We start from the raw sequence: 23587 nt of genomic DNA on the forward strand, positions 1-23587 counted from the left end.
TCGCCGCCTTTCCCGTGGAAAAAAATTGATGAAAAGCGCAGAAATCCGCGAAGCCTTCCTCCGCTTCTTCGAAGAACAGGGTCACACCCGTGTTGCTTCCAGCTCGCTCATTCCAGGCAACGACCCGACGCTGCTGTTCACCAACGCCGGCATGAACCAGTTCAAAGACTGCTTCCTGGGCCAGGAAAAACGGGCTTACACCCGCGCGGTGAGCAGCCAGAAATGTGTGCGCGCCGGTGGCAAGCACAACGACCTGGAAAACGTCGGTTACACCGCACGGCACCACACCTTCTTCGAAATGCTCGGCAACTTCAGCTTTGGCGACTATTTCAAGCGCGACGCGATCAACTACGCCTGGCAATTCCTGACCTCGGAAAAGTGGCTGAATCTGCCCAAGGAAAAACTCTGGGTGACGGTGTACGCCAGCGACGACGAGGCCTACGACATCTGGACCAAAGAGGTCGGTGTGCCAGCTGAGCGCATGGTCCGTATCGGCGACAACAAGGGCGCGCCCTATGCGTCCGATAACTTCTGGACCATGGGCGACACCGGCCCATGCGGACCCTGCACCGAGATTTTCTTCGACCACGGCGCTGACATCTGGGGCGGCCCGCCTGGCTCGCCGGAAGAAGACGGCGACCGTTACATCGAAATCTGGAACAACGTCTTCATGCAGTTCAACCGCACTGCCGACGGTGTGCTGCATCCGCTGCCAGCGCCGTCGGTAGACACCGGCATGGGCCTTGAGCGCATCAGCGCCGTGCTGCAGCACGTGCACTCGAACTATGAAATCGACCTGTTCCAAAGCCTGCTGGCCGCCTGCGCCAAGGCCATTGGTTGCGCGAACGACGATCAGCCGTCGCTGAAAGTAGTGGCTGACCACATCCGTTCGTGCGGCTTCCTGATTGCCGACGGCGTCACGCCATCGAACGAAGGTCGTGGCTATGTGCTGCGCCGCATCATTCGTCGCGCCTGCCGTCACGGCAACAAGCTGGGCGCCAAAGGCAGCTTCTTCTATCAGATCGTTTCCGCGCTGGTCGCGGAAATGGGCGACGCCTTCCCGGAACTGAAACAGCAACAAGCGCACATCGAGCGCGTGCTGAAGACCGAAGAAGAGCAATTCGCCAAGACCCTCGAGCAGGGCCTGAAAATTCTCGAGCAGGATCTGGCCGAGCTGAAAGGCAGCGTCATTCCGGGCGAAGTGATTTTCAAGCTGTACGACACCTTCGGTTTCCCGATGGACCTGACAGGCGACATCGCCCGTGAGCGCGAGCTGACTCTGGACGAAGCCGGTTTCGAGCGTGAGATGGAAGCTCAGCGCGAGCGCGCTCGCAAAGGCAGCTCGTTCGGCTTGGACTACAACAGTCTGGTTAAAGTCGACAGCGAAACCGTATTCCTTGGCTACAAAGCCACGTCGGGCGACGCCAAAGTGCTGGCCCTGTTCAAGGCCGGCCAGGCGGTCGATACGCTGGGCGCAGGCGAGGAGGGCGTTGTGGTGCTGGACCAGACGCCGTTCTACGCCGAATCCGGCGGTCAGATTGGCGACTGCGGTTATCTGCAAGCAGCCGGCGTGCGCTTTGATGTGCGCGATACCACCAAGACCGGCGGCGCGTTCCTGCACCACGGCGTGGTCACCGAAGGCAGCCTGAAAGTGGGCGCGGCCATCGAATCGCATGTCGAAGCTGACGTGCGCCAGGCCACCGCACTTAACCACTCGGCCACGCACTTGCTGCACGCTGCGTTGCGTCAGGTGCTGGGTGATCACGTTCAGCAGAAAGGGTCGTTGGTCGACAGTCAGCGTCTACGCTTCGACTTCAGTCACTTTGAAGCCATCAAACCTGAGCAAATCAAGGCGCTGGAAGACATCGTCAACGCTGAAATCCGTAAGAACACCGCTGTCGAGACCGAAGAAACCGACATCGAAACCGCCAAGAACAAAGGCGCCATGGCGCTGTTCGGCGAGAAGTACGGCGACAACGTGCGCGTGTTGAGCATGGGCGGCAGCTTCTCGGTAGAGCTATGCGGCGGCATTCATGCCTCGCGCACCGGCGATATCGCGCTGTTCAAAATCACCAGCGAAGGCGGCGTTGCCGCTGGGGTGCGCCGTATTGAAGCGGTCACGGATGCCGCCGCGCTGGCCTATCTGAACAGTGCCGAAGAGCAACTTAAAGAAGCGGCCGTGCTGGTTAAAGGCAACCGCGACAACCTGCTGGACAAGCTCGGCGGTTTGGTGGAACGCAACCGTCAGCTGGAAAAAGAACTCGAGCAGCTCAAAGCCAAAGCCGCCAGCGCGGCCGGCGACGATTTGTCGGGTTCGGCAGTAGAAGTGAAAGGCGTGAAGGTACTCGCCCATCGTCTGGATGGCATGGACGGCAAAGCGCTGTTGGCGCTGGTCGACCAGCTGAAGAACAAACTCGGCCGCGCAGTGATCCTGCTCGGCGGGGTGAGCGATGACAAAGTTGTGTTGGTCGCAGGCGTTACCCAGGACCTGACCGCGCAGCTCAAGGCTGGTGATTTGATGAAGCAGGCCGCTCAAGCGGTCGGCGGCAAGGGCGGCGGTCGCCCGGACATGGCCCAGGGCGGCGGCGTCGATGCCGGTGCGCTGGACGCCGCGCTGGCGTTGACCGTGCCTTTCGTCGAACAGGGTCTATAACGCTCGCCCGACAATGCCGCCTGCTGCCCGGCAGGCACAGGCATTGGGGTGAGGCGACTGATTAATGAGGGGCTGAGGCAGCTGCAAATGGCTTTGATCGTACAGAAGTTTGGGGGCACCTCCGTCGGCACCGTCGAGCGTATCGAGCAGGTAGCCGAGAAGGTCAAGAAATTCCACGAAGCCGGGACAGACCTGGTGATCGTGCTGTCGGCCATGAGCGGTGAAACCAACCGCCTGATCGACTTGGCCAAGCAGATTAGCGACCAACCGGTTCCCCGTGAGCTGGACGTTATGGTGTCTACCGGTGAGCAGGTCACCATCGCCCTGTTGGCCATGGCCCTGATTAAACGCGGTGTGCCGGCGGTGTCGTACACCGGTAACCAAGTGCGCATTCTGACCGACAGCGCTCATAACAAAGCGCGCATTTTGCAAATTGACGATCAGAAAATTCGCGCCGATCTCAAGGCCGGGCGCGTGGTGGTAGTGGCTGGTTTTCAGGGCGTAGACGAGCAGGGCAATATCACCACGCTCGGTCGCGGCGGCTCGGATACCACGGGTGTCGCATTGGCTGCAGCCTTGAAAGCCGATGAGTGTCAGATTTACACCGATGTCGATGGCGTCTACACCACCGACCCGCGTGTCGTGCCGCAAGCGCGTCGTCTGGACAAGATCACCTTTGAAGAAATGCTGGAAATGGCCAGCTTGGGTTCCAAGGTGTTGCAGATCCGCTCGGTGGAGTTTGCTGGCAAGTACAACGTCCCGCTGCGCGTGCTGCACAGCTTCCAAGAGGGGCCGGGCACCCTTATTACTATTGATGAAGAGGAATCCATGGAACAGCCGATCATCTCCGGCATCGCCTTCAACCGCGACGAAGCCAAGCTGACCATCCGTGGCGTGCCGGATATCCCAGGTGTTGCCTTCAAAATTCTTGGCCCGATCAGCGCCGCGAACATTGAGGTGGACATGATCGTGCAGAACGTCGCGCACGATAACACCACCGATTTCACCTTCACCGTGCACCGCAACGACTACCAGAATGCCCAACAAGTGCTGGAGCAGACGGCGCGTGAGATCAATGCGCGTGAAGTCAGCGGTGACTTGAAGATTGCCAAGGTTTCGATCGTTGGCGTTGGTATGCGCTCTCATGCGGGTGTCGCCAGCCGTATGTTCGAGGCACTGGCCAAGGAGAGCATCAACATCCAGATGATCTCGACGTCTGAAATCAAGGTGTCGGTGGTCATCGAAGAGAAATACCTGGAACTGGCGGTACGTGCATTGCACACCGCGTTCGAGCTCGACGCGCCGGCGCGACAAGGCGAATAAGCGTTTATTCGAAAGGCGCGGTTGATTCCGCGCCTTTTGTCTTTTTGGCGGGGTAGGTGGAACTTTCTTTCTGCCTACACTAGTCAATACTTGGGTGACGGCAGCGGGGTGGTTGATATGCACCGCTGCCGTCGCCATTTTAATTTTGCAGACTGTCTAGTTGTCCTGAACTGTAATCCGTAAGGAGAAAGGGAATGCTGATTCTGACTCGCCGGGTCGGAGAGACCCTGATGGTAGGTGATGATGTCACTGTCACCGTGTTGGGCGTTAAAGGTAACCAGGTGCGAATCGGCGTCAATGCGCCAAAGGAAGTTGCCGTGCACCGGGAAGAAATTTACCAGCGCATCCAGAAAGAGAAGGACCAAGAACCAAGCCACTAATTTTTATCAATTTTTGGCTTTGCAAACGGGGAAAACATGGATATCATGCGCCCCGTGTTGCGGAGAGGTGGCCGAGTGGCCGAAGGCGCTCCCCTGCTAAGGGAGTACACCTCAAAAGGGTGTCGGGGGTTCGAATCCCCCCTTCTCCGCCATTAATTTCAACGAAATTGATGTTCTGGTGTTTAGCGTTAAGTCGTTGAAATTACTGGAAAAATTGATTGAAAATCGATTTCGAAGCTTTATAATTTGTTCCGCAAAATGCACTCATAGCTCAGCTGGATAGAGTACTCGGCTACGAACCGAGCGGTCGGAGGTTCGAATCCTCCTGAGTGCACCATTTAAGCAGCCTGATTTGTTGTTAAAGCAAGTCGGTTATTTAAAGTCAGAGATGTAACTCGAGAGTCTCTGAATGTTGTTGAAAGTTGTACTTTGCACTCATAGCTCAGCTGGATAGAGTACTCGGCTACGAACCGAGCGGTCGGAGGTTCGAATCCTCCTGAGTGCACCATATTTGAAGGGCCTGCAGACATGCAGGCCCTTTTTTATTGTCTAGGATTTTACGCAACCATCGACATCAAAACTGATGTTGCGCTTGCGGCCACTGTGTTTGTCGACGTAGTTGAAGCGCGCCTTGCCGTTTTGACTGCTGATGCTGTCGGGCTTGCCCAGCATGCTCTCTACATCCGCCTGGGTCATGCCTGGACGTGCTTCCTTGTTGATCATCGCCTTACGCCGCGCCGCTGGCGTAAGCAGATTGCCGCAACCGTCTTGCCGCGCACCGGTGCCCGCGACAGCAGAGCTCTGCCGGTTCGCGCGTGGCGGCTTTTCACTCGCAGCCTTGCTCACCTTTTTTGTGGGTTGGGCAGCCCCTGCGTTTTCAGACTCAGTGCTCGGCATGTTGAGCATTTCACTCGCCAGCCCATGCTCGGCCGAGCAACCAAGTTGGGTGAAGGTGACGTGGCCTTTTTCGTCTTGGCAGCGGTGAACCGTAGCGCCATAGGAAGTAGTGGCGGGGCAAAGAAGAAGTGCAAGCGTAAGTGCAAGCATGAGATGCATGGGGTGTCCTCCGTGACAGAAGTTGCCACCCTAACGCGTAAATATTCGTCGGTCTGTAGTGCCCCATGGCGCTTGCAATGCGTCGTACACAGGATTCAGAAGAAACCTAGCTTTGTGGCGCAAGCACTTGTTCTTGCCTAGATTTTTGTCGCGTGCAAAGACAAGGCGCAGTGGTATCATTTGCCGGTCAGCCTCGCCGAGGCTTATGGATTGCCATCATGGACTTACCCAGTAGTAGCTCAATACCTCGCTTTACCAATCAAGAATTGACTGATTGATCCCTTTGGCGCGCTCTGCCGCTGGGGGTGGAGTGTGCTATGACAGAAGTAGAAGCAAAAAAGCCGCAAGAAAGCCTGCAGGACCGACTTGCCCAAGTCGTTGAACTGCTGCATCGGCACCGGCTTGTTGAAGACCTGACCCACCGTCAGGAAGGCCAGAATCAGGAGCGCGTAGAGAGCCTGGTTCACCGGCAAAACCTCGCCGAGTTGCAACGCAAGCTCGACGACCTGCACTCCGCCGACGTTGCCCATATTCTCGAAGCGCTGCCGCTCGATGACCGTCTGACCGTCTGGCAGTTGGTCAAAGCCGAGCGCGACGGCGACATTCTTCTCGAAGTGTCCGACTCCGTTCGTGAAACGCTGATCGCCGACATGGACGATCACGAGATTCTCGCGGCCGCCAAAGACATGGACGCCGACGAGCTGGCCGACCTCGCGCCGGAGCTTCCGCGCGACGTTGTGCACGAGCTGATGGAAACCCTTGACGCCCAGCAACGCGAACGCGTGCGATCGGCGTTGTCGTACGAGGAAGACCAGGTCGGCGCGTTAATGGACTTCGAGATGGTCACCATCCGCGAAGATGTCAGCCTGGAAGTGGTGCTGCGTTATCTGCGCCGCCTGAAAGAATTGCCTGGCCATACCGACAAGCTGTTCGTGGTTGACTACGACGGTGTGCTCAAGGGTGTGCTGCCGATCAAGCGATTGCTGGTGAATGATCCGGACAAGCAGGTTGCCGAAGTCATGGCCGATGATCCGGTGAGCTTCCACCCGGACGAAGATGCCTACGACGCCGCGCAAGCGTTTGAGCGTTACGACCTTATCTCTGCGCCCGTTGTGGATAAGAACGGCAAGCTCATCGGCCGTCTGACCATCGACGAAATGGTCGACTTGATTCGCGAAGAAAGCGAAACCGAAGTCTTGAACATGGCGGGTCTGCGTGAGGAAGAAGACATCTTTGCCTCGGTGTGGAAATCGCTGCGCAACCGTTGGGCTTGGCTGGCGATCAATCTAATCACCGCGTTTATCGCATCTCGCGTGATCGGGTTGTTTGAAGGGTCCATCGAGAAACTGGTGGCGTTGGCGGCGCTGATGCCGATTGTGGCCGGCATAGGCGGCAACTCGGGCAACCAGACCATCACCATGATTGTTCGCGCGATGGCGTTGGACCAAGTGAGCACTGGCAACACGTCGCGCTTGATGCGCAAGGAGCTGGCGGTTTCGCTGTTTAACGGCGTGGTGTGGGGGGGCGTGATCGGGGTGGTTGCCTACATGTTGTACGGCAGTTGGTCGCTAGGCATTGTGATGACGGCGGCCATGACGCTCAACCTGCTGCTAGCCGCGCTAATGGGTGTGCTCATTCCCATGACACTGACGCGCATGGGGCGCGATCCGGCGCTAGGCTCCAGCGTCATGATTACTGCCGTTACCGACAGCGGTGGCTTCTTTATCTTCCTGGGGCTCGCTACGTTGTTTCTCTTGTAAGCCCTCAAATCGCAGACATAAAAAAACCGCCATTGGCGGTTTTTTTATGGAGGCTTGTTACGTGAAGCTGTCCGGCCGACTTAGGCTTCTTCTGCTTCAGCGTTCATCTCGGCATCGTGAGCGATCAAAGCGACCAGGGCATTTTGCTGACGACGGGACAGTTGGCGAAACCGTTGCAGCAGCTCACGCTCATGCAGAGAAAGTTCCGGTCTATCCAAGCGCATGCTCAGGTCTTCGTCCAGCGAGCCTTCCTGGAGCATGCTCTGTTCCAGGCGAGCGATGATCTCGGAGTTCATGCTGCGGTGATGATTACGCGCTACATCCGCGATGCGCTCACGCATGCCATCGGGTAAGCGAACGACGAACTTGTCAGCCGTACGGCTGGAATAAATAGCCTGTTTCATAGGGCGCATACATTTAAACCGGTTAGTTCAGGGAAGCGATGCTGGCACTTGGCTGCATGATTGTCACCGGTTTGACCATCATTAGCACTAGCCGTTCAACGGGAGGGCAATTATCCCCTGTTGACCCATGAGTCGCTGCATCAGTTATTTGACGCCAAATCTGTGTCGCAGTTTGAACTCACTAGCGGCTTTGTGCCAGCACCAACTGTCGAAAATGCGCGCCATTTGTCAAAGTGGGCATTTCTGGCACGGAAGTACTGTGCATTTAAGCCCATGTTTGCCTTGTCGTCATACAACTTGTCGGCATTGGTGAGGAGTTTCACGATTTGCTTGCCCAGTCTGAGACGTGATCGGGCAAGATTGCGGCTCCGTCGACTCAGTGCGGCATTAGCGCTAGGCATTTGTAGTGAGGTGATGTAGATGGGCGCGTTGGTTTACCTGATGGGGCCGTCAGGTTCTGGCAAAGACAGCCTGTTGCAGGCCGCTGCTGGCGAGCTTGAGGCGCATGGTTGCCGCCTGGTGCGACGGGTTATCACCCGTTCAGCCGAAGCGGTAGGCGAAGACGCCGAAGCCGTTACGCCAGAACGATTCGAACAATTGGAAACCGAAGGTGCCTTTGCCATGAGTTGGCGCGCAAACGGGCTCGCCTATGGCATTCCAGCCCACATCGACACATGGTTGGCGAACGGCGACAACGTGGTCGTCAACGGCTCGCGCGCTTACTTGCCTGAAGCTCGCCGCCGCTATCCCAACCTTCTCGCTGTGCTACTGACAGTCGAGCCGGCGATTCTGCGCCAACGCCTCCTGGCTCGCGGTCGTGAAACACTCGCTGAAATAGATGCCCGCCTGGCCCGCAGCGCCCACATTCAGCCCGCCGCAGAAGCTGATGGGCTGGAAATGCTCGACAACTCCGGCGCCCTAGCGACCACCGTGTCCGCGTTGTTGCGCCTAATCGCCACCCCGCGCAGTTAAACCAGGTCCAGCGGCAGCTCGGTGGTGCGCTTCACTTCGCTCATGGCGATGTTCGAGTGGGCTTCCAATACATGCGGGCGCTGCAACAACTGGTCGCGTAGAAAACGCTCGTAGCTGGCGATGTCTTTGGCCACCACCTTAAGCAAGTAATCGGAGCCGCCAGCCATGGTGAAACACTCCAGCACTTGCGGATAACCCACGATCGCCTGCTCAAACTCCGTGAGGTTGTTGCGCCCGTGGGCAGACAGTTTGATGTTGACGAAGACGGTGATGGAGAAGCCCAGCAGCGTCGGATTCAGCAGAGCCACCTTGCGCTCGATCAAACCCTCTTCCTGCATGCGGTGAATCCGCCGCCAACAGGGCGACTGGGATAGCTCAACCTTTTCAGCGATCTCGGCTGCAGACAAATCGGCGTTGTGCTGCAGCAAGCGCAGAATCTTCCTATCGATAGGGCTTAGCGCGCTTTGCATAAGTCAGTCTCTTTTGTTGTTTTTCTTGGATAACTCATGCGCAAGAGTGGCGCGGCGGCCCGAAAATAGAAAGAAAAAATCGGAACCGTCCGGTCATATTCTTAGCCATGTGCCTCGGCAGAAATCCTGCCGTTAGCCAAAGTAGGGCGGCTTTACCGTAGCCGCCCAGGTCGCCATAAAAATAACAGGAGCGCCCGCTATGTCTCTGGCCGAGATCCGCCTGGATGACAAGTACCGACTCGCAACCGGTCATCTCTACCTCACCGGCACCCAGGCACTCACCCGCCTGCCGATGCTGCAAAAACAGCGCGACAGCGCCCATGGCCTCAACACGGCCTGCTTTATTTCCGGTTACCGCGGCTCGCCATTAGGCAATCTTGATAAAAGCCTGTGGGAAGCCAAAACCTTTCTGCAAGACAACCACATCCACTTTCAGCCCGGCGTTAACGAAGAGCTCGCGGCTACGGCCGTATGGGGCAGTCAGCAAACGTCCTTGTTTCCCGGCGCGCGTTACGACGGTGTGTTCGCCATGTGGTACGGCAAAGGGCCGGGCGTCGACCGTTGCGGCGATGTGTTCAAACACGGCAACTCCGCCGGCGTCTCGGCTCATGGCGGGGTGCTATTGCTGGCCGGCGACGACCATGGCTGCAAATCATCGAGTATCGCCAACCAGAGCGAGCACGCCTTTATCGCAGCGTCGATTCCGGTGCTCAACCCCGCCAATGTTCAGGAAATTCTCGATTACGGCATCCTCGGCTGGGAACTCTCGCGCTACAGCGGCTGTTGGGTGGCGCTGAAAACCATCGCCGAGAATGTCGATTCCTCGGCCGTTGTTGATGTCGACCCGCTGCGTGTTCAAGTCCAGTTACCCACCGACTTCCAGTTGCCCGAAGACGGTGTGCACATCCGCTGGCCGGACCCGCCCCTGGTTCAGGAAAAGCGCCTCAACACCTACAAAATTTACGCCGCCCGCGCATTTGCGCTGGCCAACAACCTCAACCAGGTGAAGCTCGACTCCCCCAATCCGCGCCTCGGCATCATCACCACCGGCAAGTCGTACCTCGATGTACGCCAGGCATTAGTCGACCTCGGTTTGGACGACGAACTCTGCGCGCAAGTCGGCCTGCGGGTGCTTAAAGTCGGCATGAGCTGGCCGCTCGAGCCCGTGTCGGTGCATGAGTTCGCGCAGGGCTTAGACGAGATTCTGGTGGTCGAAGAGAAGCGCAGCATCATCGAGGACCAGCTCACCGGGCAGCTCTACAACTGGCCGGTCGACAAACGCCCCCGCGTGGTGGGGGAGTTTGACGAGCAGGGCGTTTCCCTGTTGCCGAACCTCAGCGAGCTGACGCCCGCCATGATCGCCCGCGCAATTGCCAAACGCCTGGCGCCGATATACTCCAGCGAGCAAATCGAGTCACGCCTAGCTTTTCTGGCCGCCAAGGAAAAAGCCCTGGCCGCGCCAAAGCACAAAACTGTTCGCACCCCACATTTCTGTTCTGGCTGCCCGCACAACACCTCGACGAAAGTGCCGGACGGCAGTCGCGCCCAAGGCGGCATCGGCTGTCATTACATGACGCAGTGGATGGACCGCAACACCGATACTTTCACGCAGATGGGCGGCGAAGGCGCGACATGGATCGGCCAGGCGCCGTTCACCGACACGCCGCATATTTTCCAGAATCTGGGCGACGGCACTTACTTCCACTCCGGCCAACTGGCGGTGCGGGCAGCGGTCGCCGCCGGCGTGAATATCACCTACAAAATTCTCTACAACGACGCGGTCGCCATGACCGGAGGCCAGCCTATTGACGGTGAATTGCGCGTCGATCAGCTCAGCCAGCAACTGTTCTCCGAAGGCGTTAAACGCATTGCGCTGGTGTCCGATGAGCCAGACAAATACCCCACCCGCGCCACCTTCGCGCCCATCGTCACCTTTCATCATCGTCGCGAGTTGGACGCCGTGCAGCGGGAGCTGCGCGAGTTCAAAGGCACGTCGGTGATCATCTATGACCAAACCTGCGCGACCGAAAAACGTCGGCGGCGCAAACGCGGCAAGTTGGTTGATCCGGCCAAGCGCGCCTTTATCAACCCGGCGGTGTGTGAAGGCTGTGGTGATTGCAGCGTGAAGTCGAACTGCTTGTCGGTGCTGCCGCTGGAAACCGCGCAAGGGCGTAAACGCGAGATCGACCAGAATTCCTGCAACAAGGACTTCACATGTGTCGATGGCTTCTGCCCGAGCTTTGTCACCGTGCATGGCGGCCGCTTGCGTAAGCCCGAAGCGCTCGGCCACGGCGCAGAGTTCGCCGCCGTGCCCGAGCCGGTTCAGCCGACCTTGGAGCGCCCTTACAACATCCTATTGCCGGGCGTTGGCGGCAGCGGCGTCACGACGGTCGGCGCCTTGCTGGGCATGGCTGCGCATCTGGAAGGCAAAGGTTGCAGCGTGCTCGATCAAGCCGGTTTGGCGCAAAAGTTTGGGCCGGTGATTACCCACATCCGCATTGCCGAGAAGCAAGACGACATCTATGCCGTGCGCATCGCTGCCGGCGAAACCGACCTGCTGCTGGGCTGCGACTTGGTGGTAGCCGCCAGTGAAGAAGCGTTGGCCAAGCTGAACGAGCAAATTGCCCACGCCGTGGTGAATAGCCATGAAGCAGCGACCGCCGAATTCACCCGTAACCCCAACGCTGAATTCCCCGGCGCGGCTATGCAGCAGGCGATCATCGAGGCGGTGGGCGGCAGCAAAACCCATTTTGTCGAAGCCACTGAATTGGCCACCGGCTTGCTCGGCGACAGCATCGCCACCAACCTCTTTATGTTGGGTTACGCCTATCAACTGGGGCTGGTGCCGGTTAGCGCAGAAGCGATCAACCAGGCCATCGAACTCAATGCGGTCGCCGTGGCGCTGAATCAACAGGCATTTTTGTGGGGCCGGCGCGCGGCGCACTCGCCGGACGCCGTCAAGGCGCTGGCCAAGCCCGATGCCGCGGCGCAGTTGGCTGAAAAAGAACTGACCTTGGAGCAGCGTATCGAGCGAAACGCGGCGAACCTGCGCGCGTATCAGGACGACGCCTATGCCGATCGCTACCTGGCATTGCTGAGTCACGTGCGCGCCACTGAATCTCGCCTGTTCCCCGGCCAGCCGCTGGCGCTGACTGAGGCGGTTGCCTTCAACTATTTCAAACTGCTGGCTTACAAGGACGAATACGAAGTCGCGCGCCTGTACAGCAATGGCGACTTCACTCGCCAATTGGCAGCGCAGTTCGAAGGCGATTACCGCTTGCAGTTCCACCTGGCGCCGTCGTGGCTAAGCAAGCGCGATGCGCGAACCGGTGAGCTGCGTAAACGTAGTTTCGGGCCCTGGATGTTGCAGGCCTTTGCCGTATTGGCGCGCTTCAAATTCCTGCGCGGCACGCGGTTCGATCCGTTTGCCTACAGCCACGAACGGCGCACGGAGCGCGAGCTGATCGGCCACTACGAAGCCGATGTTGCGCTGATTCTTGAGCGAATCAACGAAGCAAAACGCCATAGCGCCTTGGCGCTGGCGCGGGTCCCGGAACGCGTTCGCGGTTATGGGCACGTTAAGGATCAGGCGCTGCTGGCGGTGACGCGTCAGGCAGAAGAGCTGCGCCGTTCGTTGCGAGACGAGGGCAGCCAGTCGCCGCCGCTTTACGTGGCAGCAGCCTGATAGCCGCTTACGCCGCTGCCGTGCAGGACGCACGCAGCGGCGTTTTTGCGCCCGGCAAACACATGACAAAAACGCAGCCCGCCGTTAACATGCCGGCCGGTCGGCAGCACGTGCCGGCTGGCTCGATTTGTCTCCTTAGTTCAATGGATAGAATAAGCCCCTCCTAAGGGCTAGATGCTGGTTCGACTCCAGCAGGGGACACCATCTCTTTTTCCCGTTTCCCTTCCTGTCCGGCTCACCGCTGCGGCGGTTTATCTGTGCTCGCTGCTTGAAATCCTGAACAGCCGATGCGTATTTTGTACGCGCCCGCGCTCCCATGCGTGATGGCTCTAATAAGGACAAGACGTTATGAGTACTGATGGCCCCAGTTCACTGGCCGCGCACTTGGCCGGCATCGACGAAATTGAATGCGTAACCCCTGACCTCAACGGCGTGCCGCGCGGAAAAGTGATGACCGCCGCTGGCTTCCTGGAGGGGCGCCGGCTGCAACTGGCGCGAGGGGGTGTTGCTGCAATGCATCATGGGCGGCTATCCGCCCGCGCCGTTTTACGGTGGCGACGACGGCGACCTGGCGCTAAACGCCGACCCTACGCAAATTCACCGTCTGCCCTGGAGCGACGTGCCCCGCGCGTTGGCCATTTGTGACGCTGATGAACTCGACGGCAGCAGCTCCGGCCTTTCCACGCGCGGGCTGCTCAAGCGTGTGCTGCGCAATTACGCGGCGCGGGGGCTTTCGCCGGTGGTCGCCACAGAACTCGAATTTTTCGTGTTTGCGGCCAATGCCGATCCGCAGCAAGCATTTCAGCCGCCGCTTGGGTTGGATGGTCGTCGTGAGGATGGCTGCTCGGCTTTTGGCGTGTCGTCGAACAACGGCTTGCGGCCGTTTTTCAACGAGGTGTATCGCTGCATGGCGGCCCTGGGTTTGCCGCGCGACACGTTTATGCACGAGATGGGCGTCAGCCAGTTCGAGATCAATTTGCTGCACGGCGATCCGCTGCTGCTGGCCGACCAAACCTTCCTGTTCAAACATCTGTTGAAGGAAGTGGCACTCAAGCACGGCGTGATCGTGGTGTGCATGGCCAAGCCGCTGGCCCATACGCCGGGCAGTTCGATGCATATCCATCAGAGCGTGGTAGAGCAGGGCAGTGGCCGGAATATTTTCAGCGACGAGCAGGGCGAAGCGACGCCCGCGTTCTTCCACTTCATCGCAGGCCAACAAGCGGCAATGGCCGATTTCACCTTGCTGTTTGCGCCGAACGTGAATTCCTACCAGCGCTTGTTTCATCCGTATGCATCGCCGAACAACGCCTGCTGGTCGCACGACAACCGCGCTGCCGGCTTGCGTATTCCGGCCAGTTCGCCGGTGGCACGGCGGGTCGAAAATCGTCTGCCGGGCGCTGATGCCAATCCGTATCTGGCCTTGGCGGCAAGCTTGGCGGCGGGCTTATATGGCATGGAGCGGGAACTGCAACCGAGCGAGGCGATTCAAGGCGAATTCGAGGTGCCCGATGCCTTGCGGCTGCCGTCTACGATGCAGGCTGCGATAGACCGCTTGCAGCGCAGCACGCTGGCGCGCGAGCTATTCGGCAACGAGTTCATTGACGGCTACATTGCTACCAAGACGTTGGAGCTCACCAGCTTCTACGATGAAATAACGCCGTGGGAGCGCCGCGTGTTGGCGGCCCAAGCGTAAGCGTCACCGTGCCGGACCACTGGGGTCCGGCCTCTATTTCAAGGAGCCGTTCGGAAAGCCGATGCGTCGAATCTGGAAGTCTTTTCGAGCGCTTTACTTCGCCAGCCTGCTGATGCTGATTGGCTCGGGTTTGTTGAGCACCTACCTGGGCCTGCGCCTGGCCGCCGATAAAGTCGACTCGCTGTGGGTCGGCGCCTTGATGGCGGCGTATTACTTCGGCCTGGTGCTCGGCGGCAAAATCGGCCACCGGCTTATCGCCCGCGTCGGCCATATTCGCGCGTATGTGTCATGCGCCGGCATCGTGACGGCGGCGGTGTTGGGCCATGGTCTGCTCGATTGGTTGCCGGCCTGGACGGTGCTGCGGGCCATCGTCGGCGTCGGCATGATGTGTCAATACATGGTCATCGAAAGCTGGCTCAACGAGCAGGCCGAAGCCAGTCAGCGCGGGTTGGTGTTTTCCGGCTACATGATCGCTTCGTACCTGGGCCTGGTGCTCGGCCAACTGGTGTTGATCGTTCACCCGGCGCTGGGGCTGGAGCTGTTGATTCTGGTGGCGTTGTGTTTCTCGCTGTGCCTGGTGCCGGTGGCTATTACGCGCAAGATTCACCCAGCGCCGATGCGTCCGGCGCCGCTGGAGCCGCGCTTTTTTATCGACCGCGTGCCGCAATCGTTGCAAACCACATTGGTGTCCGGGCTGATCATCGGTTCGTTCTACGGCTTGGCGCCCCTGTACGCCGCGCGGCAAGGGCTGAGCAACGAACAGGTCGGTTTGTTTATGGGCTGCTGCGTGTTTGCCGCACTGGTGGTGCAGTGGCCGCTGGGGTGGCTGTCGGACCGCCACAACCGCGCCGTGCTGATTCGCGGTTGCGCCTTGTTGCTGGTGCTGGCGGCGTTGCCGTTGGCGGTCATGCCCAGTGTGCCGCTGGAGCTGTTGTTGCCGATTGGCTTCGCCTTGAGCCTGCTGCAGTTCAGTTTGTATCCGCTGGCGGTGGCGTTTTCCAATGACCATGTCGAGGCAGAGCGGCGGGTGTCGCTGACGGCGATTTTGCTGGTGACCTTCGGCATTGGCGCTTGCGTTGGGCCGTTGGTGGCGGGCGGGCTGATGCGGCAATTCGGGCCGAACATGCTGTTCGCCTTCGTGTGCTTCTGCGCCGCGGTACTGGTGCTGCGCATTCGCCCGGATGCGGTCACCAACCTGCATCAGGTCGACGATGCGCCACTGCATCACATGTCCATGCCGGACAACATGACCAGCTCGCCCCTGGTGGCCGCTCTAGACCCTCGCGTTGACGAGCAGATCGTTCACGACCAGATGCAAACCCAGACGCCGCCAGATGTGGATCACCCGGCGGACACCAAGTCGACCTGACGTTCGCCGCACCAACAAAAACGCCACCTCATCGGGTGGCGTTTTTATTTGAGCGCGGGTTTAGTCGTCCATGTCGTCGCGACGGGCTTCGCGTTGCAGTTGGTACACGAAACGGTCGATCTGACGCTGCTCCAAGCCGTTCATTCGATGGAAGCGCATGCCGGCAAAGGTCATGTCGAGCTTTTCGTCGTACACGAGATGGCGCAGCTCCACCGCCGTGGTCATCGCGCCGAAGGGCAGCTGCGCAACCAGGCGTTCGTACACCTGGCCAGACTGCAGGCCTTTGCTGGCGTCGCCGGAAAAGCGCAGCTTGCAGCCGGTGGCAGAGATGTCGAGCAGATGACCTTTGATGGGGCTTTTCAGGCGCTCGCCGCTCAATTCGATCTTCACCGCTTGCGCTTGCTTGAGCGGGGCGCGGTAGGCGTTGCGACGTTGGTGATAGAGCACCTCGGTCGGCATCGGGCACCAATAGCAGTTGGAGCCTTCGAGCTGCCCGACTTGAATCTGTTGGGTGTATTCCCAAGCGATGCGCACGCCGTCGTGGAAACCTTCGATGCGAAAGCTTTCTCCGGCTTTGAGAAAACGTTCGCCATCGTTGGGCACCATTTCGTCCAGCGCCACGAGGCCGCGTTCACGGTTGATCTGAATGATGAACGTCTGGAAGCGCTGCGAGCGCTCGTCGAAGGTGATGATCAGCGGGTCGCGGTGTTCTTCTAATTGGCGCAGCGCCGCGAAAACTTCCAGCGGAGCTTTCAGGACTTTCGGTGGTTGCGGGCCATCACCCGCGGCGAAGGGGTTGGACACGGTCCAGAATTCTCCGAGCAAAATACGGTGGCACGACCCAGGTTGGGTTCTAGCATACTGGCATTCTGCCGGTACGTCCCTTGCCCCTTGTTATTAGTTTCAGGCCTGACTGAGCGGGCGCTGCTGGCCGATTCTAGCGGCACCACCGCGACTGTCATAGAGCCCTGGCGTGTCGGCATTACCGCGCAGAATGCCGAGCATGCCGCCGACCGAGGCCTGGTTCACTCGAATCAAGCGGCCGTTGCGCGTGTTGGCAGCCTGGCAGCGTTCCAGCAGCGCACTGAGCTCGGCCCCACGTGCCAGCAATTCGGCGCCCACAGGCGACTGTTCGGCCACGGCGTTAAGGCCGCTTTGGTCGGCTTGGAGTGAGAGGGAGGTGAGGAGCTTGTTGCGTTCGGCGCCGTGTTGGCCGAGCACCGCGAGCAGGGGTTGCTTGTCGGCCAGAATGCTTTCCAGACGAGGCAGGTCGCGGTCGGTGAGGGCTTGGAATTCGGCGTCGATCAGCTCAAGTAACTGCGAGGCGGTGCCGATGTCTTCGTTGAACAGGTGCAGCAGGGTCGTATCGTGCATGGCGAACTCTCGGAGTTAGGCGTCCAACAACACCCCCAGAGTCGCCCGCTGACGGGTTAACGCTGGGATTCGAAATCGAGCAGTTTACTGGCTACGCGTTTGCTGTCGACTTGGTAGCTGCCGTCGGCCACAGCCTGTTTCAGGCGAGCCACACGTTCTTTGTCGACAATCGGTTGATCACTAAGTTTGTCGGTAACTTTTTGCAGCTGCTGAGCTTGTTGGCTGAGCTGAACCGACTCACCGGTTTTAGCGGTGCTTTGTTCGGCAGCGTTAGCTGGCGCGACGGGTTGCGTGGCGCTCGCGGTATCAGTGCTCCGGCCAGTTTGGGACGCGTTGGTACGCCCAGTGCTGGTGGACGCGGCGGCATTATTTAGCCGGTTGATATCGATAACCATGATGCAAAACCTCTACGGTGTTTGGACGCTTGCCTAGCTTGTCGGCGCTGGTTGAAGAAACTTTAGGATTTTTTTTCACCGACTTTTGGCTGCGTCCAGCTGGGCGCCAGTGTATGAAAACGGACAGCAAATTGCCCGGAAAAATCCAGCTACATGCCAACTTCCACTTGGCCTGGCCCCACCACTCGCGCTTTCACCACCCGTTTGGAACTGAGGTTACGCACACGAATTTGCTCGCCCAGCACGCCGTCCGATAGCGCTTCACCTTGCATGCGCACATTGATGCCGCCCTTTTTCGCGCTGATCACTACTTGGTCGCTTTTGCTCACTGCCTTGGCTTGCTCGATGGTCACCGGCGCCAGCACTTGATCGGTCATCACCCCGCGCGTCAGGGTGGTGCCCAGCACCTGGCCCATATCGGTCATGTAACCCTGCGTCAGCAGGCGCCACATCCCGCTCCACCAGCGCAACGTCGGCCTCGCTGAGTTGCACGCCGCGCTTTAATGGCCGAATCGCGATGACCACCTTGCGGTACAGCTTGACCTGGGCGGGCACGAAAACTGTCCAAGGCGTGGAGCCCTCGCAGCGGATCCGCACCGTCACCCGACCAACGGGCTGCGCCGGGCTTTCGAGTGACGCGCTCAAGTCTTCGTCGCATAACGGCAGCTGCAACCGCGGGTCGAGTCGATTAATTTGAATCTCTTGCCGCGCCTGGATTTCGCTACGCTCTAAATAGTCCTGAACCGTGACCTCAAGAAAGCCTTGGCTTGCGCCGATAAGTTGTTCAGGTAATGTCAGCTCAGCGGCCGCACTGTTAACATGGCCTAACGCCAGCAAAGCCAGCCATGATCCGGCTGTCCGCAGTGGCCGGAAAGAGAAGCGTCGAGAAAGTGGCGTTTTCAGTTTCATGCTCAGCTACAAAGCAAAGCCCGTGCCGGCTGCTAGGCTGAAAGCGGGGGCACGGTGGTCAACATATTAATGAGGGGCAGGGTATGGCCGGAGTGATGGACTCGGTTAACCAGCGTACGCAGTTGGTGGGGGCAAAACCGACTGGAGCTGTTGTTATTCCGCCTGGACAGCAAACAGTTGTACGGCATCAACGTGTTCAAAGTGAAGGAGGTGCTGCAGTGCCCCAAGCTCACGATCATGCCCAAATCCAGCCCGGTGGTTCGCGGGGTGGCCAATATTCGCGGCGGTACCATTCCCATTCTTGACCTGTCCATGGCCACCGGCCGTGCGGGCCTGGCGGATCTGGACAGCAGCTTCGTCATCATCACCGAATACAACACCAAGGTTCAGGGCTTTCTGGTGCGCTCGGTTGAACGCATCGTCAACATGAACTGGGAAGAAATCCATCCGCCACCCAAGGGCACCGGGCGCGATCACTACCTCACGGCAGTGACCCACCTGGACCAGCAACTGGTGGAAATTATCGACGTGGAGAAAATCCTCGCCGAGGTGGCGCCTATTTCCGAAGCCATCACCGCTGGGGTGATCGACGTCGAGACTCAAGGCAAGGCGGTGACCAAGCACGTGCTGATCGTTGACGACTCGTCAGTGGCACGAAAGCAGGTCACCCGTTGTCTGCAGTCGGTGGGCGTTGAAGTGACAGCGCTTAACGATGGCCGTCAGGCCCTGGAATTTCTGCGCAAGTTGGCAGACGAGGGCAAGCGTCCGGAAGATGAATTCATCATGTTGATTTCCGATATCGAAATGCCGGAGATGGATGGCTACACGCTGACAGCGGAGATTCGTGCGGACTCGCGCATGCAGAAGCTGCACATCCTCCTGCATACTTCCCTGTCGGGCGTATTCAACCAAGCTATGGTGAAGAAGGTGGGGGCCGACGATTTCCTCGCCAAATTCCGGCCAGACGACTTGGCCAACCGCGTGATTGAACGCATTAACGTTTCAGATTGAAGCTGAGGGCCGCACGGCCCTTTAGCAAACCTACAGGTATGGTGAGGCAGCGCTAGTGTCTTCAGGTAACGTGGATTTTGAGCAGTTCCGGATTTTCCTGGAAAAGGCCTGTGGCATCGTGTTGGGGGCCAACAAGCAGTACCTGGTCTCCAGCCGGCTCAACAAGCTGATGGAACAGAACAGCATCAAATCCCTCGGTGAACTGGTGCAACGCATGCAAAGCACGCCGCGCGGCGGGCTGCGCGAGCAGGTGGTCGATGCCATGACCACTAACGAAACCTTGTGGTTTCGCGACACCTATCCCTTCGAAGTATTAAAGAATCGCGTCTATCCCGAGCTGCTCAAAGCCAACCCCAGCGCGCGTTTGCGCATCTGGTCGGCGGCGTCTTCCTCGGGGCAGGAACCGTATTCGTTGTCGATGGCTACCGATGAGTTTGAGCGCAGCAACCTGGGCCAGCTCAAAGGCGGCGTGCAAATCGTTGCCACCGATCTCTCCAGCGCCATGCTGCAAGCCTGTAAATCGGGGGAGTACGACAGCCTGGCGATTGGCCGGGGACTCTCGCAAGAACGTTTGCAGCGTTACTTCGATCCCAAAGGCAACGGCCGTTTTGCCATCAAACCCGCCATTCGTACCCGCGTTGAATTTCGTGCACTGAACCTGCTCGACAGCTACGCCAGCCTCGGCAAGTTCGACATCGTGTTCTGCCGCAACGTGTTGATCTACTTCTCGGCCGAAGTGAAGAAAGACATCCTGCTGCGCATTCACGCCACCTTGAAGCCGGGCGGCTATTTGTTCCTCGGTGCATCCGAAGCGCTTAACGGCCTGCCGGATCACTATCAGATGGTGCAGTGCAGTCCCGGCATCATCTACAAGGTTAAATAACGTCGTAGCGATGCCAAAAAGGGAGGCCACGTGCCTCCTTTTTTATCGCCATGCGTTTGCCCTTGAGCGGCAAATTTCTATCACGTCCCCGCCGTTGCCATTGCCGGGCAGCGGAAAAAGCTTTGCCGGTTTCGCCGGGAAATCGACTCGCCATATCGCCAATATACTGATTTATAAGCAATAAATTAGTTGGCACAAGCATTGCTATATGTCTTGCACAGAAAACCTGTTGGCCCATTGGCAAAGGTTCGCAGACATGAGCATCAGCTTCGACTCAGCACTCGGCATTCACGAAAAGGCATTGGGCTTTCGCGCTCAACGCGCCGAAGTGTTGGCCAACAACCTGGCCAACGCAGACACCCCCAACTTCAAAGCCCGCGACCTAGACTTCGCCTCGGTGCTCGCCGCCCAGGCTGAAAAGAGCCAGCGCTCGCCGGTTTCCCTGGCCACCACCAACACCGGCCACATCGCCGCTGAAGGCATGGCCATTGCCGACCCGGGCCTGAAATTCCGCGTGCCGACGCAGCCCTCGATTGACCAAAACACGGTCGACGAGCAAATCGAGCAATCCAATTACGCAGAAAACGCTGTGCAATTCCAAGCCAGCTTCACCCTGCTGAACGCCAAATTCAAAGGCCTTGTTGCTGCGATTCGCGGCGAATAACGGAGACCACTGCCATGTCCCTTTCCAGTGTGTTCAATATCGCCGGTACCGGCATGAGTGCTCAGACCACCCGCCTGAACACCATCTCCAGCAACATTGCCAACGCCGAGACTGTGTCCTCCAGCGTCGACAAAACCTACCGCGCTCGTCATCCGGTGTTTGCCACCGTGTTTACCGACCAGCAAGCGCAGCAAAACGGCGACCGTGGTTCGCTGTTCGCCGACCAGGACAACTCGGGTCGTGGCGTGCAGGTCATGGGTGTGGTGGAAGACCAGAGCAGCCTGACACCGCGCTACGAACCCAATCACCCGGCGGCGGATAAGGACGGCTACGTCTATTACCCCAACGTCAACGTGGTGGAAGAGATGGCCGACATGATCTCCGCCAGCCGCGCGTTCCAGACCAATACCGAAATGATGAATACCGCCAAACAAATGATGACCAAGGTGCTGACCCTGGGTCAGTAAGCCGGACTTAGGGTAAGAAATGGCCGTCGATAGCGTAAGCAACCAGTCATCGATCCTTGATCAGTACGCCATCAAGGACACTGGTACCCAGGACAAGACCCTCGGCAAGGATCAATTCCTGCAATTGCTGGTAGCCCAAATGAACAACCAGAACCCGCTGGACCCGCAAACCAACAGTGAATTCGTGGCGCAGTTGGCCCAGTTCACTCAGGTTGAGAGTCTGGACAACCTCAACACCAGCGTGGAAAGCATCCTCTCCAGCACCCAGTCGTCGCAGGCGTTGCAAGCATCGTCGCTGGTGGGCCGCAAAGTGATCCTGTCCACCGACACCGCCATGGTCGACACCAAGGAAACGTTCAAAGGCTCGATTGCCCTCACCAGCGGCACCGACAACCTGTTCGTCAACGTGCTCGACAGCAAGGGTTCGCAAGTGGCGCGGGTCAACCTCGGGCAGCAGAAAACCGGCCAGGTCACGTTTATGTGGGATGGCAAAGATTCAAGCGGCAACCTGTTGCCGCCTGGCAAATACAGTTTCGAAGCCAAAGCGTCGGTGGGCGGCAAAGAGGTCGCCATGGGCACCAGCCTGCCGGCCAACGTCGACAGCGTGACCCTGGGAATCAACGGCGGCGAAATGCTGCTCAACCTCGCAGGGCTCGGCAGCATCGGCATTTCCAAAGTTCAAGTGATAGGTCAATAACTGCCGGCAACCCGGCGTTCAGGAGCATCCCATGTCGTTCAATATCGGACTTAGCGGTATCAAAGCCGCCTCCAGTGACCTGAATATCACTGGTAACAACATCGCCAACGCCGGCACCGTGGGCTTTAAACAGTCCCGTGCCGAGTTCCAGGACCTGTATTCCTCGTCGATGCTGGCCTCCAGCAGCAACGCCATCGGCAGCGGCGTGTTGCTCGGCAACGTGGCGCAGCTGTTTAACCAAGGCACCATCGACTACACCGAAAACGCCCTGGACATGGGCATCAACGGCAACGGCTTTTTCGTGACCAGCAACAATGGTTCGATCAGCTATACCCGTGCCGGTTATTTCGGTACCGATAAAGAAGGCTTTATCGTCGACAACAACGGCTACAACCTGCAGGGCTACTCGGTAGACGCCAACGGCCAGCTGCAGAACGGCATCGTCGGCAACCTGAGCATTCAAACCGCCAACCAGGCGCCGCGTGCGACCACCGCCATCACTCAGAGCTTCAACCTGAACTCCTCGAGCAAGGCGCCGACCACCACGCCGTTCGACCCCTCGGACCCCACCAGCTACACCTCGTCCACTTCGGTGAACATTTACGACGCCCAGGGCAACGCCCACGTCATGACCCAGTACTTCATCAACAACGCTGACCCAGGCGCGGCGCCACCGGTGGCCAACAACTGGACCATGAACGTACTGATCGACGGTCGCAATCCGCAGACCCCGGCCACCACCACGCCGGCGACGCCTGCCAGCACCGCGCCGCTGAGCGCCACGCTGACCTTCGACGGCGCGGGCCAACTGGCAACCGTGACGCCCACCACGGCAGGCCTGACTTTCGCCGACAACAAACTCAGCATTAACGGCTGGGTACCGGCCCAGTCTGACGGCGGCACGCCGCCGGTGTGGTCGGCCAACGGTGCGGCAGCCTCGCCAACCGTGACCCTGGATATCCGTGGTTCTTCGCAAGTGTCCAGCACCTTTGCGGTGAACAAGGTCACTCAGGACGGTTACACCACCGGCCAGCTGTCGGGTCTGGAAATTGACGACACCGGCCAGGTGTTCGCCCGTTACACCAACGGCCAGTCGAAGATTCAGGGTCAAGTGATTCTGGCCAACTTCGCCAACGTGCAAGGTCTGACCCCGGTCGGCAAAACCCAGTGGGTGCAGTCGGCGGATTCGGGCGAGCCGGTGGTCGGTACGCCCCGTGCCGGCACCTTGGGCTCGTTGACTGCCGGTGCGTTGGAGTCGTCCAACGTCGACATTTCCACCGAGCTGGTCGACCTGATCGTGGCGCAGCGTAACTACCAGGCCAACGCCAAAACCATCGAAACCGAAAACGCCGTGACGCAAACCATCATCAACCTGCGTTAAGGCGCGTTCGCCGCTGGCGGCAAACCGTCGCCGCACACCTG

Annotated in this window: 19 protein-coding genes, 4 tRNA genes and 3 pseudogenes; 18 read left to right on the forward strand and 8 right to left on the reverse strand. The window is 58.9% G+C overall.

The window, feature by feature from the left end; genetic code table 11:
* Positions 1 to 28: 28 nt before the first annotated feature.
* From alaS to ACZZZP_RS05395, 6 genes are all read left to right on the forward strand, one after another.
* Positions 29 to 2653 (forward strand): alanine--tRNA ligase, encoded by a 2625-nt coding sequence (gene alaS / locus ACZZZP_RS05370; RefSeq protein ID WP_463536334.1) that lies wholly within the window; start codon positions 29 to 31, stop codon positions 2651 to 2653.
* A gap of 87 nt (positions 2654 to 2740) precedes the next feature.
* Entirely contained in the window at positions 2741 to 3976 is a 1236-nt protein-coding gene (locus tag ACZZZP_RS05375) for an aspartate kinase (protein WP_122492557.1), read from the forward strand.
* 194 nt (positions 3977 to 4170) lie between these two features.
* Entirely contained in the window at positions 4171 to 4356 is a 186-nt protein-coding gene (gene csrA, locus ACZZZP_RS05380) for a carbon storage regulator CsrA (RefSeq protein ID WP_003283978.1), read from the forward strand.
* Between the two features lie 61 nt (positions 4357 to 4417).
* A tRNA-Ser gene (locus ACZZZP_RS05385) sits at positions 4418 to 4508 on the forward strand.
* Between the two features lie 108 nt (positions 4509 to 4616).
* Positions 4617 to 4693 (forward strand) — tRNA-Arg (locus ACZZZP_RS05390).
* 94 nt (positions 4694 to 4787) lie between these two features.
* Positions 4788 to 4864, forward strand: a tRNA-Arg gene (locus ACZZZP_RS05395).
* A gap of 41 nt (positions 4865 to 4905) precedes the next feature.
* Here ACZZZP_RS05395 and ACZZZP_RS05400 read toward each other — a convergent pair.
* Positions 4906 to 5412, reverse strand: a complete 507-nt coding sequence (locus tag ACZZZP_RS05400; RefSeq protein ID WP_463382051.1) for a DUF4124 domain-containing protein — start codon at positions 5410 to 5412, stop codon at positions 4906 to 4908.
* A gap of 317 nt (positions 5413 to 5729) precedes the next feature.
* On the opposite strand from ACZZZP_RS05400, the gene mgtE reads away from it, so the two are divergent.
* Positions 5730 to 7172: a magnesium transporter gene (gene mgtE / locus ACZZZP_RS05405; RefSeq protein WP_122492555.1), complete on the forward strand. Its 1443-nt coding sequence runs from the start codon at positions 5730 to 5732 to the stop codon at positions 7170 to 7172.
* An 80-nt stretch (positions 7173 to 7252) separates the two neighbouring features.
* Here the strand turns inward: mgtE and ACZZZP_RS05410 are convergent, their stop codons facing one another.
* Complete coding sequence (locus tag ACZZZP_RS05410) at positions 7253 to 7585, reverse strand: Arc family DNA-binding protein (RefSeq protein ID WP_122451789.1); 333 nt, start codon at positions 7583 to 7585, stop codon at positions 7253 to 7255.
* A gap of 411 nt (positions 7586 to 7996) precedes the next feature.
* On the opposite strand from ACZZZP_RS05410, the gene phnN reads away from it, so the two are divergent.
* Positions 7997 to 8548, forward strand: a complete 552-nt coding sequence (phnN, locus tag ACZZZP_RS05415) for a phosphonate metabolism protein/1,5-bisphosphokinase (PRPP-forming) PhnN (protein ID WP_463382052.1) — start codon at positions 7997 to 7999, stop codon at positions 8546 to 8548.
* Here phnN and ACZZZP_RS05420 read toward each other — a convergent pair.
* Positions 8545 to 9018 (reverse strand): Lrp/AsnC family transcriptional regulator, encoded by a 474-nt coding sequence (locus tag ACZZZP_RS05420; RefSeq protein ID WP_122492553.1) that lies wholly within the window; start codon positions 9016 to 9018, stop codon positions 8545 to 8547. The genes phnN and ACZZZP_RS05420 overlap by 4 nt on opposite strands.
* Before the next feature lie 199 nt (positions 9019 to 9217).
* Between ACZZZP_RS05420 and ACZZZP_RS05425 the strand changes: the two genes are divergently transcribed.
* The 4 genes and pseudogenes from ACZZZP_RS05425 (at position 9218) to ACZZZP_RS05440 (ending at position 15765) form a co-directional block, all read left to right on the forward strand.
* Entirely contained in the window at positions 9218 to 12703 is a 3486-nt protein-coding gene (locus ACZZZP_RS05425; protein ID WP_463382053.1) for an indolepyruvate ferredoxin oxidoreductase family protein, read from the forward strand.
* Positions 12704 to 12832: 129 nt separating this feature from the next.
* Positions 12833 to 12907, forward strand: a tRNA-Arg gene (locus ACZZZP_RS05430).
* A gap of 246 nt (positions 12908 to 13153) precedes the next feature.
* Positions 13154 to 14396: pseudogene (locus ACZZZP_RS05435) on the forward strand (glutamine synthetase family protein).
* A gap of 61 nt (positions 14397 to 14457) precedes the next feature.
* Positions 14458 to 15765, forward strand: coding sequence for an MFS transporter (locus ACZZZP_RS05440; RefSeq protein ID WP_463536335.1), 1308 nt, complete (start codon positions 14458 to 14460; stop codon positions 15763 to 15765).
* A gap of 60 nt (positions 15766 to 15825) precedes the next feature.
* Here the strand turns inward: ACZZZP_RS05440 and ACZZZP_RS05445 are convergent, their stop codons facing one another.
* The 4 genes and pseudogenes from ACZZZP_RS05445 to flgA all read right to left on the reverse strand — a co-directional run bounded on the left by ACZZZP_RS05445 (position 15826) and on the right by flgA (position 18443).
* A complete protein-coding gene (locus ACZZZP_RS05445; protein WP_463382054.1) occupies positions 15826 to 16569 on the reverse strand; it encodes a flagellar brake protein in 744 nt (247 codons plus the stop codon).
* A gap of 99 nt (positions 16570 to 16668) precedes the next feature.
* Positions 16669 to 17139 (reverse strand): flagellar protein FlgN, encoded by a 471-nt coding sequence (locus tag ACZZZP_RS05450; RefSeq protein ID WP_122492548.1) that lies wholly within the window; start codon positions 17137 to 17139, stop codon positions 16669 to 16671.
* Positions 17140 to 17195: 56 nt separating this feature from the next.
* On the reverse strand, positions 17196 to 17534 hold the full coding sequence (gene flgM, locus ACZZZP_RS05455; protein WP_122492547.1) for a flagellar biosynthesis anti-sigma factor FlgM: 339 nt from the start codon (positions 17532 to 17534) through the stop codon (positions 17196 to 17198).
* Between the two features lie 149 nt (positions 17535 to 17683).
* Positions 17684 to 18443, reverse strand: a pseudogene (gene flgA / locus ACZZZP_RS05460) (flagellar basal body P-ring formation chaperone FlgA).
* Positions 18444 to 18526: 83 nt separating this feature from the next.
* Here flgA and ACZZZP_RS05465 point away from each other — a divergent pair.
* Together ACZZZP_RS05465 and cheR are read left to right on the forward strand one after the other, a co-directional pair.
* Positions 18527 to 19454: pseudogene (locus tag ACZZZP_RS05465) on the forward strand (chemotaxis protein CheV).
* A 55-nt stretch (positions 19455 to 19509) separates the two neighbouring features.
* Positions 19510 to 20337 (forward strand): protein-glutamate O-methyltransferase CheR, encoded by an 828-nt coding sequence (gene cheR / locus ACZZZP_RS05470; protein ID WP_122492545.1) that lies wholly within the window; start codon positions 19510 to 19512, stop codon positions 20335 to 20337.
* Here the strand turns inward: cheR and ACZZZP_RS05475 are convergent.
* Positions 20330 to 20539, reverse strand: coding sequence for a hypothetical protein (locus ACZZZP_RS05475; protein ID WP_463536336.1), 210 nt, complete (start codon positions 20537 to 20539; stop codon positions 20330 to 20332). The two genes, cheR and ACZZZP_RS05475, sit on opposite strands and share 8 nt — an antisense overlap.
* A gap of 54 nt (positions 20540 to 20593) precedes the next feature.
* Here ACZZZP_RS05475 and flgB point away from each other — a divergent pair, with 54 nt between their 5' ends.
* The 4 genes from flgB to flgE are packed head-to-tail and all read left to right on the forward strand — an operon-like array spanning position 20594 to position 23546.
* Entirely contained in the window at positions 20594 to 21001 is a 408-nt protein-coding gene (gene flgB / locus ACZZZP_RS05480) for a flagellar basal body rod protein FlgB (protein WP_122492544.1), read from the forward strand.
* A gap of 14 nt (positions 21002 to 21015) precedes the next feature.
* On the forward strand, positions 21016 to 21468 hold the full coding sequence (gene flgC, locus ACZZZP_RS05485; RefSeq protein ID WP_122492543.1) for a flagellar basal body rod protein FlgC: 453 nt from the start codon (positions 21016 to 21018) through the stop codon (positions 21466 to 21468).
* A 19-nt stretch (positions 21469 to 21487) separates the two neighbouring features.
* A complete protein-coding gene (locus tag ACZZZP_RS05490) occupies positions 21488 to 22165 on the forward strand; it encodes a flagellar hook assembly protein FlgD (RefSeq protein WP_463382056.1) in 678 nt (225 codons plus the stop codon).
* Positions 22166 to 22196: 31 nt separating this feature from the next.
* Entirely contained in the window at positions 22197 to 23546 is a 1350-nt protein-coding gene (flgE, locus tag ACZZZP_RS05495; protein ID WP_463382057.1) for a flagellar hook protein FlgE, read from the forward strand.
* Positions 23547 to 23587 lie beyond the last annotated feature (41 nt).

It is taken from the genome of Pseudomonas sp. AC211, assembly GCF_979258055.1.